13 protein-coding genes are annotated in these 13,197 nt (G+C 33.7%); 5 read left to right on the forward strand and 8 right to left on the reverse strand.

Annotation, left to right across the window (positions count from 1 at the left end; all coding sequences use genetic code 11):
• Positions 1-10: 10 nt before the first annotated feature.
• Together thiL and AC2A1D_RS10745 are read left to right on the forward strand one after the other, a co-directional pair.
• Positions 11-1,066 (forward strand): thiamine-phosphate kinase, encoded by a 1,056-nt coding sequence (thiL, locus tag AC2A1D_RS10740; RefSeq protein ID WP_484043637.1) that lies wholly within the window; start codon positions 11-13, stop codon positions 1,064-1,066.
• A 69-nt stretch (positions 1,067-1,135) separates the two neighbouring features.
• On the forward strand, positions 1,136-1,399 hold the full coding sequence (locus AC2A1D_RS10745; protein WP_484043638.1) for a CPCC family cysteine-rich protein: 264 nt from the start codon (positions 1,136-1,138) through the stop codon (positions 1,397-1,399).
• Between the two features lie 31 nt (positions 1,400-1,430).
• Here AC2A1D_RS10745 and AC2A1D_RS10750 read toward each other — a convergent pair whose 3' ends face one another.
• Positions 1,431-3,560, reverse strand: coding sequence for a carboxy terminal-processing peptidase (locus tag AC2A1D_RS10750; protein WP_484043639.1), 2,130 nt, complete (start codon positions 3,558-3,560; stop codon positions 1,431-1,433).
• A gap of 256 nt (positions 3,561-3,816) precedes the next feature.
• Here AC2A1D_RS10750 and surE point away from each other — a divergent pair, with 256 nt between their 5' ends.
• Positions 3,817-4,587 carry a 5'/3'-nucleotidase SurE gene (gene surE, locus AC2A1D_RS10755; protein WP_484043640.1) on the forward strand — a complete coding sequence of 257 codons (771 nt, stop codon included), beginning with the start codon at positions 3,817-3,819 and terminating at the stop codon, positions 4,585-4,587.
• Positions 4,588-4,798: 211 nt separating this feature from the next.
• On the opposite strand, the gene AC2A1D_RS10760 is transcribed toward surE, so the two are convergent.
• From AC2A1D_RS10760 to AC2A1D_RS10770, 3 genes are all read right to left on the reverse strand, one after another.
• A complete protein-coding gene (locus AC2A1D_RS10760) occupies positions 4,799-6,202 on the reverse strand; it encodes a radical SAM protein (protein ID WP_484043641.1) in 1,404 nt (467 codons plus the stop codon).
• A 9-nt stretch (positions 6,203-6,211) separates the two neighbouring features.
• Entirely contained in the window at positions 6,212-6,457 is a 246-nt protein-coding gene (locus AC2A1D_RS10765) for a hypothetical protein (RefSeq protein WP_484043642.1), read from the reverse strand.
• Positions 6,458-6,699: 242 nt separating this feature from the next.
• Complete coding sequence (locus tag AC2A1D_RS10770) at positions 6,700-7,491, reverse strand: prolipoprotein diacylglyceryl transferase (RefSeq protein ID WP_484043643.1); 792 nt, start codon at positions 7,489-7,491, stop codon at positions 6,700-6,702.
• A gap of 229 nt (positions 7,492-7,720) precedes the next feature.
• Between AC2A1D_RS10770 and AC2A1D_RS10775 the strand changes: the two genes are divergently transcribed.
• Positions 7,721-8,761: a GMP reductase gene (locus tag AC2A1D_RS10775; RefSeq protein ID WP_484043644.1), complete on the forward strand. Its 1,041-nt coding sequence runs from the start codon at positions 7,721-7,723 to the stop codon at positions 8,759-8,761.
• 270 nt (positions 8,762-9,031) lie between these two features.
• On the opposite strand, the gene fabG is transcribed toward AC2A1D_RS10775, so the two are convergent.
• The 4 genes from fabG to AC2A1D_RS10795 form a co-directional block, all read right to left on the reverse strand.
• A complete protein-coding gene (fabG, locus tag AC2A1D_RS10780; protein WP_484043645.1) occupies positions 9,032-9,775 on the reverse strand; it encodes a 3-oxoacyl-[acyl-carrier-protein] reductase in 744 nt (247 codons plus the stop codon).
• A 148-nt stretch (positions 9,776-9,923) separates the two neighbouring features.
• Positions 9,924-10,598, reverse strand: coding sequence for a 16S rRNA (cytidine(1402)-2'-O)-methyltransferase (gene rsmI, locus AC2A1D_RS10785; protein ID WP_484043646.1), 675 nt, complete (start codon positions 10,596-10,598; stop codon positions 9,924-9,926).
• Entirely contained in the window at positions 10,598-11,173 is a 576-nt protein-coding gene (locus tag AC2A1D_RS10790) for a hypothetical protein (RefSeq protein WP_484043647.1), read from the reverse strand. The genes rsmI and AC2A1D_RS10790 overlap by 1 nt, the downstream gene beginning before the upstream one ends.
• A 7-nt stretch (positions 11,174-11,180) precedes the next feature.
• Positions 11,181-12,503: a hypothetical protein gene (locus AC2A1D_RS10795; RefSeq protein WP_484043648.1), complete on the reverse strand. Its 1,323-nt coding sequence runs from the start codon at positions 12,501-12,503 to the stop codon at positions 11,181-11,183.
• 60 nt (positions 12,504-12,563) lie between these two features.
• On the opposite strand from AC2A1D_RS10795, the gene AC2A1D_RS10800 reads away from it, so the two are divergent.
• Complete coding sequence (locus tag AC2A1D_RS10800) at positions 12,564-13,154, forward strand: thymidine kinase (RefSeq protein WP_484043649.1); 591 nt, start codon at positions 12,564-12,566, stop codon at positions 13,152-13,154.
• Positions 13,155-13,197 lie beyond the last annotated feature (43 nt).

Raw genomic sequence — 13,197 nt, forward strand, 5'->3', positions numbered from 1 at the left:
AATTTAATGTATGTTTGAAGATAAATCACAGGAATTAACGCCCATCTCGAAATTAGGCGAATTTGGCTTAATTAAACACCTTACACAGTTTTTTCCCCTTACTAACGATTCGTCTGAGTTGGGTGTTGGAGACGATGCCGCCGTTATAAATCCTGACAATAAAAAAGTAGTAATTACCACCGATGTTTTGGCTGAAGGTGTGCATTTCAATTTGGGATATGTTCCTTTGAAGCATTTAGGATATAAAGCTGTAGTCGTAAATCTAAGCGATATTGCTGCGATGAACGCTACACCAACGCAGATTTTGGTTTCTTTGGCGGTATCAAATCGTTTTCCAGTTGAAGCTTTAGAAGAATTATATGCCGGAATTCAAGCCGCTTGCGGAAGATACAAAGTTGACTTAATTGGCGGAGATACAACAAGTTCCAATGCTGGTTTAGTAATGAGCATTACCGCAATTGGCCTTGAAAATGAAGAAAATATAGTAAAAAGAAGCGGTGCAAAACCGAACGACCTTTTGGTGGTTACCGGAGATTTGGGAGGTGCTTATATGGGACTACAAATTTTGGAAAGAGAACACGCTGTTTACCTTGCCAATCCGAATATGCAGCCGGAAATGGAAGGTTTCGACTATATTTTGGAAAGACAATTAAAGCCTGAAGCAAGAACCGATGTAAAAGGTATTTTGGAGCAATTGGAGATTAAACCAACCTCAATGATTGATGTTTCTGATGGTTTAGCTTCTGAAATTTTGCATCTTTCTGACCAATCTAAAGTAGGTTTCAGATTGTATGAAGAGAAAGTTCCGATGGATAATTTAACGATTACAACGGCGGATGAATTTAATCTAAACCCTGTAATGACGGCATTAAGCGGTGGTGAAGATTATGAATTGCTCTTCACAATTTCGCCAAATGATTTTGATAAAATTAAAAATCATCCAGACTTTACAATTATCGGTCATGCGGTAGAAAAACAAGAAGGAAACTTTATGGTTGCAAGAGGTTCTAATCAATTGGTTGCTTTAACAGCGCAAGGTTGGGACGCTTTTTTAGGAAATCAATAAATTATTTTTAATTTTAAATATTGTAAAACCACTGCTTTTTGTAGTGGTTTTTTTTTATTAATATGAAGTATGAATGAAAAAAATAACGATTTAAATTTCCAGTGCTTTTGCTGCGGATATTTCACAATTGAAGAAAGAGGCAACTATGAAATATGCCGTGTTTGTTTTTGGGAGGATGATGGAAGTAATTATTTAGATAGAATCAGCGGTCCGAATCATATGACTTTGGAAGAAGGCAGAAAAAATTTTCTACAATTTGGAGCGTGTGAAGAAAGATTTGTGCAAAATGTTGTAAAAGACCCTGAGCAAATCTATAGAAAAGGGATTATATAAAAAAGCCAGCAAATTCGCTGGCTTTCTTGATTTATGACTTCTTGCTCATGTCTGCAATGATGTTCATTGCTTCTTGCAAATAGGTGTCTTTTCTGAGGTTTTTAATCCACACTTCAGATTTCTTTTTGAAGGCTTCATCTTTTTTCTCTCTTTCGATTTCGGCAGGATACATGGTAAATTTCAAACCGTTATCGAATTTCGTCAATACTTTAAACTTCTCGATTTGCGCTTTTCTTTGCTTCATCAAATCATTAAATTTATTGATGTTCAAAGTAATGGTTTCTTCTTTATCCAATTGCTCTCTCCATTGTGCAGACTCTAAAAGAAGCTGATAATTCTTGTTATTTGCCATTCTTGCGTTACTTGCTGCTTCAAGAGCTTTTACATCAAAATAGCTTAGTTTTTGATAGTTTGTAGAAGGAATTTTATCCCAAGCCAAAGCAAACTCATCATAACGCTCCCCGATTTCAGAGTAAGAGAAGAAATCTTTCATTTGAATATCAGAAACAATCCCTTTTCTTTGGTTAGATTCTCCTGTAATTCTGTAGAATTTCTGAATCGTCAATTTTAAAGAACCGAAATCATCAGAAGTATTTAAAAATCTATTTAAATCTACAAACGTTTGTACTGTTCCTTTCCCGAAAGACTGCGGCGAACCAACGATAATTGCTCTTCCGTAATCTTGCATTGCTCCCGCTAAAATTTCAGAAGCAGAAGCAGAAAGTTCGTTCTGCATAATCACCAACGGACCAGTCCAGATTGGGGCAGCTTGTTTATTTTTTAGGGTTTGAATTTTTCCGTTTCCGTCTTTTACCTGAACGTAAGGACCTGCATTCATAAACAGTCCCATAATATCGCCTACTTCGGTTAAAGAACCACCTCCGTTGTTTCTAAGGTCTAAAACAATTCCTTCAATGTTTTGAGCTTTCAGCTTAATGATTTCGTTTTTGATGTCATCAGAAGCGTTTCTTCCTTTTTCATCTTCAAAATCTGCGTTAAAGCTTGGTAAATTGATGAAACCATATTTTTTTCCGTTCGGAGAATTTACGATAATACTTTTCGCAAAAGTGTCTTCAATTGCCACTTCTTCACGAATCATCGTTACTTCTTTTACCGTTCCGTCTTTTTTCTGAACCGTTAAAGTAACCGGAGTTCCTTTTTCACCTCTAATTAAACGTACAGCTTCGTCAGATAACATTCCTACAACATTTACAGCATCTTCTTTTGGTTTAGATTTTACTTTTAAAATTTTATCGCCTTCAGAAAGTTGCTTAGACTTCCAAGCCGGTGCACCAATCGTTAAAGCTCCCAAATAAAGGTATCCTTTTTTCTCCTGAATAATCGCTCCAATCCCGATTACTTTACCCGTAAACTGAGTATCAAAATCTTCTTTATCTTTTGGAGAATAATAGTTTGTATGCGGGTCGAAAACTTCTGTATAAGCATTCATATAGACAGAAAACCAATCCATTTTCTTTCTTTTTTTGAATCTTGTGAAGGTTTCTTTCACCAAATCTTTCACTTCATCTGTCGCCTTTGTAATTTTTTGCTGAGGCGTAAGAATTTGAAGTTTGATGGTGTCTTTCAGCTTGTATTTCTGTACAGAATCTTTCTTTTCTTTTTGAGCTTCTTCTTTGCTGTTCATCGATTCAATTTCCTGAAGAATATTGTATTTAATATACTTTCTCCATTCATTGTACTGCTCTTGTTTGTTGGCAGGAATCGCTTTGTTTTTCGGTTCTAGTACTAAAGATTCATCTTCTTCCAAATTAATTGGCTTGCTGAAAATATCCTGTGTAATCTTATCAATTTCATCAACTCTTTGGTATAATCTGTCGATGGTTAATTTATAAAACGTTAAATCTCCTTGGTTGATGTAATCGTCCAATTTGGTTTCATGTTTGGCAAATTCAGCCATATCAGTTTGCAGGAAATATCTTTTTCCAGGGTCTACCATTTCGAAATAATGCTTGTAAACATCTTTAGAATAGGCATCGTTAATAGGTTTTGGGCTGTAATGTAGATAAGAAAGAGTGTTTTTTACGCTCACCATTATCGTCTGCATTTTTTCGTCATCATTTTGAGGCGAATTGAAACAAAACATTAAACTTGTTAACGGAATGAGGAGTAAAAATTTATTCAGTTTAAAATTTTTCCACATAGATTTTTAATGTATAATATTATTTTATCAAAATTGTTCGCACTATAAGTCTAAAAAATCGAATAGCTGTTACAAACTATCAAATTTAATACCTTATTTAGAAATATCGGCTAGTTTTCAGGTTTTTTTAATGATAAAACAAAACATTCTTTAAGACTTTGATTTTCTGTGCGTATTATTCTTCATTATTAATTAAATTATGCCTGTATTAAGACCAAACCTTAATGCTTATCTTTGTTAAAATTAAATATACAATATGGAAAGACCCTTAATTCTGGTAACCAATGACGACGGAATCACTGCACCCGGTATCAGAAATTTAATACAATTTATGAATGAAATTGGTGATGTAATTGTAGTAGCTCCCAACTCGCCACAAAGCGGAAAAGGACATGCCATTACCATCAATTCTACACTTACCTACGAAGAACTTCACTTAGAAGGACCACAAAAAGATTTTTCTTGCAGCGGAACTCCGGTCGATTGTGTGAAGATGGCTTTAGACAAAATTTTACCGAGAAGACCAGACCTTGTTGTTTCTGGAATTAATCACGGTGCGAATTCTTCGATTAACGTAATCTATTCTGGGACAATGTCTGCTGCTGTAGAAGGCGGTGTTGAAGGACTTCCTTCGATTGGTTTTTCACTTTTGGATTTCAGTTGGGAAGCAGATTTTACTCAAGCGAAAGAATATATTCAGGGAATTGTAAGAAAAACTCTTGAAAACCCGATGCCTAAAGGTGTTGTATTGAATGTAAATATTCCAAAACTTAGCAAGGAAGAAATAAAAGGCGTAAAAGTTTGCAAGCAAGCCAATGCAAAATGGGAAGAAAGTTTTGATGAAAGAATCAATCCGCACGGGAAAAAATATTATTGGTTAACAGGTTATTTCAATAATATGGATGAATCTGAAGATGCCGACGAAACCGCTTTAGCCAACGGATACATTTCAATTGTTCCTGTAAAATTCGACCTTACTGCGTATGAATACATGAATAGATTGAGTGAGGTGATGAAGTTTGATTAATATTTTATGTCCCGCAGATTTCACGGATTTTCACGGATGAATGTTTAAAAAGCTGTTTAAGTTTGCGAATTCATGCCAAATTTAACCATGCAAATTATTTTGCCACGAATACACGAATATTAGTAAAAAGTTATAGTAAAAATTCGTGCATTCGTGGCAAATTCTATTCTCAATCCTCTGTGAAAATCCGTGAAATCTATGGGAAATTTAATTAAAACAAAACCCTATCCTCTTTTCTCAGTTCTTCAAGATATTTACTTTTATCATCACGATAAAAAAGATTCATCGTTTCAAACGGAATAAGTTTTAAATCTTTATTTACAATATGAACACATGATTTTTTTACAGCTCGAACATCAAAATCATGCGCATCCATGAAATTCATGATGATGATTCTGAACAGGTTATCATAATCTAAATTCGGAGCAGAAACATCAGGAAGACAACACAATAACTGGTTTACTTTAGGCTGAACTTTATCTACAGAAATTCCCGTACTGAAAATATCCAAAAGCTGCATTTGCAAACCGGTGTCTTGTTCGTAAACAATCGTATTTTTAGTTTCATTACTCAGTAAATCAGCAGGATTGATGTATCGTGTTAAAGGAATAGTTTCACCTTGAAGTTTCAAAATATAGCCCATCGCCAAAGCATCCGGATTACATGGAACCGGAATAATATCGTCAGAATTCAACAAAGGAAACTGGTTTAAAATTTCCTGTCTTACTTCTGTTAACGTAATTTTTTCATGCGCAGAATCTTCACGGTTTCTTCCGGCAATTTCTACAGGTTGGAAAGTAATTCCTCGAACACATTTTTGTTTTAAAGCAAAATCGATAATCTTCCCGATTTCATCAATATTTTTACCTTTTTGAAGAACAATAACGAGCGTTGTAGACAAATTTAAAGCATTGAGTTTTTCCAAAGCTTTCATACGAACATCCGTTAAATCTTTTCCTCTGAAATCTTCTAAAACTTCGGGTTTAAAAGAATCAAACTGAAGGTAAACTTCAAATTCTGGAGCGTAAGTTGCTAATTTTTCGGCAAAACCGGGGTCATTGGCAATTCGAACACCATTGGTATTCAGCATTAAATGTTTAATCGGTTTCGACTTTGCGATGTCCATAATTTTAAAAAACTCTGGATGAATCGTGGGTTCGCCTCCACTGATTTGAACAACATCGGGTTCACCTTCATTTTTTACGATAATATCAAACATTGCCTCAATTTCTTCCAAACTTCTATGGCTTCCATAATGTGGCGAAGACATTGCGTAGCAAGTGGGACAAGTAAGGTTGCAACGGTCTGTAACTTCCACAATAGAAAGACAGCTATGTTGCTCATGATCAACACACAAACCACAATCGTAAGGACAACCATACTCTACATCTGTTCCAAAATGAACAGGCATTTCTGAAGCTTTATTGTAGTTTCTGATATTTTTATAATATTGAACATCGGAAGCGATTTTAGTCTTAAAAAACCCATGATCCGGACATCTTTTCGTCATGAAAACAGCTTCATCTTCAATAATAATCTTTGCGCCTACCCTTTTTAAACATTCCGGGCAAAGACTGATGGTATAATCGTAATACGTATAATTTCTTACTGGCATAAATTTTTTTTATATTCCTGATCCACAAATGCAACCTCCCGCAATAAGTAATAAAACACCAACAAGAACACCTATTAAAGGTGCTTTAAAACTGTATTTCTTTTCTTTATTGGATGCAGACATTATTCCTAAAACGATAAGGCTAAATAATGAAATAACAATTATTAAAAGCCCTACTAAAAGAGCTATAATTCCTAATCCAGCTAAACGTCCTCCAAAATTGCCTACTTCTAAAATACTTAACAAGGTTATCATATTACATTTTTGTGAAAAATTAATAAATCTTAAATTATCATTTGCAAATCAATCCGAAAGCTAATAAAAACAACAATATGCAAAGAATTGCACCCAGAAAAAACATTATAAACAAATTTAATACAATAGATTTTGCACTTGTTTTTTGTTTCTTTTTAAAGACACCAAATAGTTTTAAAAATATGATTATCAAAACAATAAATAAAAATACTATTCCAATAACTAAACTTACTACAGTTGCTTCATCCATTATAATCTGCAATGTTTTTTGCTAACCTGAAAGATTTTTTAATATCATAAATGTAATAAAAAATCATTAACAAGCTTAAAAGCTGAATTGTTCCTAAATTTAAAAATACAATTTCATGAGGTTTTATAAAATCTAAGAAAAACCGAAATAAAAAGTAACTCAACATAAAAACCTGAAAAAGAAATCCTGAATAATATTTTTTTGTTTTCTTCAGTTTAAAAATTACAAAACCTAATAATAGTAAAAATACAATCTCGTATAATGCAACAGGGTGTCGTAAATATTGGTCTCCGAGATGCATCCCAAAAATAGAATCTGTGGGAATTCCGTATGTTTCTTCATAAACTCCAGTAAAAAAACAGCCAACTCTCCCTATAATCATAGCTATTATTAAAGGAAAAACAATCAGGTCTCCTGTACTTTGTTTATGACCAATAACCTTCTTTGCCAGTTCTACCCCCAACAAACCAAATGCTAATCCTCCCGTAATGGTATTACTTGTCCAGAACCTAATAAATGAAAAATCTTTACAAAAAAATACACTAGGTTTTTCTAAATTACCTATTATTTTTGATCCAAGTAGTGCTCCGGCGGTTGCTCCAATTAAAATAATTAAAGAAGAAGTCAACGCCATTTTCTCAGGCGATTTTCTTTTTAAATAGAAGTAAAACCTCATTCCCACAAAAATTCCTAACGACTCTGTGATAGGATGTAATAAAACTTCTTTACCAAAAATTTGAAATGTAACCGGAAAATCCATAAAGTCAAAAATAGGATATTTCATTTGATATGGAAACATTTTTTTATCCTACAGATTACACAGATAATCCCCGATTGATTGCGTAAAAATCTGTTTAAGTTTGCGAATTCATGCCCAATTTAACCATACAAATTATTTTGCAACGAATACACGAATTGATTATTTAACCATAAAATTCGTCATTCGTGGCAATTTTTATATCAATCTTTTTCCTAAATTTATTACATCAACAATATCAACCAAATTAAATGATATGCGAATAGAATATGATATAAAACTAGGCTTCAAAGATGTAATGTTCAGACCAAAACGTTCTACGTTGAAATCGCGTTCAGAAGTAAATTTAGAAAGAGAGTTTACCTTTAGACATACCAAAAAAAAATGGCAAGGAACACCCATTATTGCAGCAAATATGGATACGGTGGGAACTTTTGAAATGGCTGTAGAATTGGCAAAAGAAAAGATAATAACTGCCGTTCACAAACATTATTCTGTTGAGGAATGGACGAATTTTCTAAACGCTCAACCAGAAGAAATTTACCAATACATCGCTTTAAGCACAGGAACCGGAAAAGCAGATGAAGAAAAGATAAAAACCATCCTCGAAAAACATCCAAAAATCGAATTTCTTTGCATTGATGTTGCCAATGGTTATTCTGAGCATTTTGTAGAGTTTGTAAAGAAAGCAAGAGCCAATTTCCCTGATAAAATTATCATGGCTGGAAATGTGGTAACGGGCGAAATGGTTGAAGAGCTTCTTTTGGTAGGCGCAGATATTATTAAAGTTGGGATTGGACCCGGCTCTGTTTGTACAACAAGAGTTAAAACGGGAGTTGGTTATCCTCAACTTTCAGCAATTATCGAATGTGCTGATGCTGCGCATGGTTTGAAAGGTCACATTATTGCAGATGGCGGTTGTAAAGTTCCGGGAGATGTGGCAAAAGCTTTTGGTGGCGGTGCCGATTTTGTGATGCTCGGCGGAATGTTTGCCGGTCACGACGAAAGCGGAGGCGAAATGGTAGAAGAAAATGGCAAAAAATACAAACTTTTCTACGGAATGAGCTCAAAAACTGCGATGGATAAACATTCCGGAGGTGTTGCAGAATATCGTGCTTCCGAAGGAAAAACGGTGAAAGTTTCATACAAAGGTTCCGTTTCAGAAACGGTGAAAGATATTTTGGGTGGTGTTCGTTCAACCTGTACTTATGTTGGTGCTTCAACTTTAAAAGAACTGTCTAAAAGAACCACTTTTATTAGAGTTCAGGAACAGGAAAATCAGGTATTTAATGATTGATTTTGTTATTTAAACCTTAAAATTTGATACAGATCAGAAGATAGAGCAATTTTCTTCTTGCCTCGATAGAAGCGGCATCCTTTTTTGTTATTGCGATGGATAAAATTTTCCAACAAAGAGCTTCTTTTTGTTCGCTATAACAAAAAAGATACAGCGGATAGCGAGATGTAATTGTCTTAAAAAAACAAATTGTGATGCTTCTAAAAAACAAAAAAGACTTTCTAATTTCAGAAAGTCTTTTATATTATTAATTTATTATTAATCAATATATTACGTAAGCATACCTCCACAAACGTTTAATGTTTGCCCAGTAATGTAAGCAGACATTTCGCTTCCTAAGAAAACGCATGCATTGGCAACATCTTCCGGTTGACCGCCTCTTTTCAAAGGAATCCCTTCTCTCCAACCTTGAACTGTTTTTTCGTCTAAAGCTGCCGTCATTTCAGTTTCGATAAATCCTGGAGCGATGGCGTTGCAACGAATGTTTCTAGAACCTAACTCAAGCGCTACAGACTTGGTGAAACCAATTACACCTGCTTTAGAAGCTGCATAATTTGCTTGTCCTGCATTTCCTTGAATTCCAACTACCGAAGTCATGTTGATAATAGAACCAGATTTTGCCTTCATCATCGGCTTAATCACTGCTTTTGTAAGATTGAATACAGAATCTAAGTTTACTTTAATAATGGTATCCCAATCGTCTTTAGACATTCTTAAAAGCAAGTTATCTCTTGTAATTCCGGCATTGTTGATGAGAATATCAATTTTTCCAAACTCAGCCATTACATCGTCTACCAATTTTTGTGCAGCATCGTAATCTGATGCATCAGATTGATATCCTTTAATTTGAGTAACAGAACTTAAAGTCTCTTCTAATTCTTTAGCTTTCTCTACAGAACCTGCATAAGTGAATGCAACTTTTGCCCCATGCTGAGCAAAAACTTCTGCAATTCCTCTTCCGATTCCTCTTGTAGCTCCGGTAATTAGCGCTACTTTTCCTTCTAATAGTTTCATATATTTAAAATGGTAAATTATTTAATGTAATCAATATAATTTGCTCTGCTAAAATAACAATTTAAAACGAGCCATCATATTTCGGCAAAAATAGCATTAATATTATTTAGTACATACTATTCTGATAATAAGTATTATCTAAAATATTTTAAATCGCATTATTTACAATCAAGACAATCTCGCCTTTTAAAGTTTTGCTTTTAGAAAATTCTATTAACTCGTTGATTGTTCCTCTTTTAGTTTCTTCAAATTTCTTCGAGATTTCTCTGCTTAAACTTGCTTTTGTATGCTCTCCGAAGAATTCTTTTATCTGCTCTAAAGTTGTATTAATCTTGTGCGGACTTTCATATAAAACAATAGTTTTTTTCTCTTCTGCCAATTGTTTCAGTTTGGTTTGTCTGCCTTTTTTCTGCGGTAAAAACCCTGCGAAAAGAAATTCATTATTAGGAAGCCCAGAAACCACCAAAGCCGGAATTAAAGCCGTTGCACCCGGAAGACAAATCATTTCAATATCATTATCTGAACCTGCTTTCGCCAATAAATAACCCGGATCTGAGATTCCAGGAGTTCCTGCATCGGTAATAATAGCGATGTTTTGACCATTTTTAAGGTCAGTAATCACCTTTTCTGTCGCTTGATGTTCGTTGTGAAGATGATAAGATTTAAGCGGTTTTGAAATTTCAAAATGCTTCAAAAGAATCCCAGAAGTTCTGGTGTCTTCGCATAAAATATAATCTACTTCTTTCAGCGTATTGATCGCTCTGAAAGTCATATCTTCAAGATTCCCGACCGGTGTCGGTACAAAATATAGTATTCCGCTCATTAATTTAAATATTTGAATCCAAATAATCCTTTGTCAAAATTTACATGAATAGTATCTCCGTGTTTTACTTGATTTAAAGGTTTTTGATGATTCATTTTTCTTTTATCTTCTATTTTTTTGATTATTTCATTGTCGAAAATATCAATCATAGATTTTTGTGTTGTATCGTCTACCAATGAAACAAAATTGTTATGATTAAAAATTTCATAGACAACAATTTTCTTCTCAGTAGATTTAATTTGATTTATAAATAAAGCTTGTGTTGTGATAAAACTATTAAAAAAGATGTAAGTAAAAGCAAAAAAGAGGATTAAATTAATACTTACTTGTCCTATTAACTCTTTTGATTTTCTAACTTTTATCAATAAAAATATTAGCAAAACACCTGCAATAAAAAGATAAATCTTCCAAAAATAGTTTTCTTCAAAATATTCTATATCGCTTTTTAAATATTCAGATTTTATGAAAGGCTGCTGTACAAAACTATAAATAGAAAATACTACAAAAAAAATAGCATAAACTATTAGTTTTTCAAGTTGAAACTCTTTTCCAAAAACTCGGATTTTTCTAGTCATTTACCTCTTACGAAAATCTATTTTCCACCAAAATCCAAAGTCTTTGTGCGTATTCATCTACTTTATCCCACTTTTTGGCATAATAAAGATCGCTAAGATATTCTTTTGCAGATTCTATGTCTTTGAAAGAGTTAAGATTATTCACAACCTCATTCAACTCGCTTTGGCTGTTTCCAAAAAGTGTTTTTGTGAAAGCAATTCTGTCATTCAAATCCAATTTAAACTCTGGTTTTGCTTTTTCTGCTTCCATCGGAGTTGTTGGTAGATTGTTTTTTAGAAGAGTCCCTGTTTCTTCTTTTTTCTCTGGAATTTCTACAAGCTTCGCTTTAGGACTTGGCTCAATCATTTCTCTTTCCAAAGGATCATCATCAAACAATGTCTGAATAGCCTTTAAACCCTTAATATTTGCAAGTTTAATTTTCTTTTCCTGATGATATTTTTCTAAATCTTCGAAACTTTTATCTGAAGGATGATTTTCATTGTCTTCAAATTCTTTTTCTTCAAAATTTACAATCTTTCTTCTGTCTTCATTCGCAACCATGGTTTCTGCACTATCTGCAACTTCTTCCGCTTTTTCGCTTTTAATTTCAGCAATTACTTGGTCTATATTAGATGTTTCGCTCATCATTTCGCCTTCTTCGAAAGTATTTTTATACAAACCTTCATTTTCTTCAACCAAAATTTCTTCTACAGGATTTTCAACATCAAAAATACTTGGAATAACTTCCTTTGCTATTTCTGTTTCATTGCTAAAGTTTTGCTGAAGCTTTTCTTCTTCCTCAAAATTATTGGCAGTTGCTTCTTCCGAAACAACATTCTCAAACTCATTGATTTCATTAAGCTGATTATTAAAATCTGCTTCTTCTTCAATTGTTTCTTCTTTTTCTACATCTTTTACAATTTCTACAACATCATCAAAAATCACTTCTACAGGCTCTTCTTCTTCTTTTAATTCTTCACTAAAATTTACAACAGCTTCGTGCAGCTCAGTTTCTACAATTTCGTTCAGCTGATTATTAAAGATGGCTTCTTCTTCAAAAACCTCCGCAGCAAAATCTTCCATTTCGGCGCCATCAATTTCGTTCAGTTGGTTGTTAAAAATAGCTTCCTCTTCCACCACTTCATTTTCATTTGAAATTTGTGTTTCTTCAGCATTGTAAAAATCTAATTTTTGCTGTAAAAGTTTTAAAAAAGAAATTTTTTCGGCAAGTTCGTTCACAAGATCCTGCTTTTCGATAAGCACATTTACATGTTCAATACGGTCTAAAGCACTGATAATGTTTTTAGATTCAGAAAAAATTCTGTCCTTGAAATCCTGGATGTTGTTCATAAAAGAATCTTGTTAAAATTGTGTACTTTTGAATATCAAAAGATACGGCTAATTTAACAAATGTTTTTAGAAAATACAATTAATCATTCTAAACAGAGTGGGTGGATGGAAGTGATCTGTGGCTCAATGTTTTCAGGAAAAACCGAAGAACTTATAAGGCGATTGCGAAGAGCAGAAATGGCAGGTCAAAACGTGGAGATTTTTAAACCAAAAATAGACGTACGTTACAGTCAGGAAGACGTGATTTCTCATAATCAGACTAAAATAAGGAGTACACCGGTTTCAAATCCTAATGAGATTTTACTATTGGCTTCTCATTGTGATGTGGTGGGAATTGATGAAGCGCAGTTTTTCGATGAAGAAATCGTTTATGTAGCTAATCAATTGGCTAACAATGGAATTCGCGTGGTAATTGCTGGTTTGGATATGGATTTCTTAGGAAGACCTTTCGGGCCAATGCCAAATTTAATGGCGACTGCAGAATATGTAACCAAAGTACATGCTATTTGCAAAAGAACAGGAAATTTGGCGAATTATTCGATGAGAACTTCAGAAGGAAAAGAATTGGTGGAACTGGGTGAAACTGAAGCATATGATGCGGTAAGCAGAAGAGTTTTTGTAGATGAAGTTTTGAATAAGAAACACAATTAAATATCTTAGTTTTTACAATTTTTTATTAGATTTAATAACCGAG

The sequence above is a fragment of the Chryseobacterium sp. HNCC26DJ239 genome (assembly GCF_057180445.1).